General features: G+C 34.9%; 1 protein-coding gene. It reads right to left on the reverse strand.

Going from position 1 to position 576, the window contains the following annotated elements:
• Positions 1 to 67: 67 nt before the first annotated feature.
• Positions 68 to 505: an IS200/IS605 family transposase gene (tnpA, locus tag PMI10_RS19630; RefSeq protein ID WP_007811005.1), complete on the reverse strand. Its 438-nt coding sequence runs from the start codon at positions 503 to 505 to the stop codon at positions 68 to 70.
• Between the last annotated feature and the right edge of the window lie 71 nt (positions 506 to 576).

A 576-nucleotide genomic window follows, 5' to 3' on the forward strand; every position in this document is an offset into this window, starting at 1 on the left:
CTAAACCACTCTGCACTGAAAGTGCAGAGGTTTGTTTTACGAGGGACTGAAAGTCCCTCTTTCTATTTCATTCAAGAATGAAATTTGAATTATCATCCCCATCTTTTTTTCTGTGATGTTCTAAATATTCATTTACCATCTCATCAGTTATATTTCCTGTACTCCAAACCCCATAGCCACTGGCCCAGAAATGCTGTCCCCAATAACGTGCTTGAAGTTCTGGAAATTCCATTTGTAGTTTTCTTGAAGTTCGTCCTTTTAAACTCTTCAATATAGTACTAACATTTTGTTTGGGTGCATACTCTATATGCATGTGAACATGATCTGAACTAACAACTCCTTTTAAAATCTCAATCCCTTCTGCTTCACATATTTGTATCAAAATTTCACGACAACGCTTTTGAATGTCACCCTTCAAAACTTTAAATCTATATTTGGTAACCCAAACAACATGACAGGTTAATCTGCTTACTGTATGCGAACCTTTTCTTATATCTGTACTCATAATCTAAAGGTAAAAATTTTTTCGCATTACTAAAGTACTGCAATAAATTGCAGGGTTTTAAACCCGAAACT

It is taken from the genome of Flavobacterium sp. CF136 (genome assembly GCF_000282055.1).
Lineage (GTDB): Bacteria > Bacteroidota > Bacteroidia > Flavobacteriales > Flavobacteriaceae > Flavobacterium.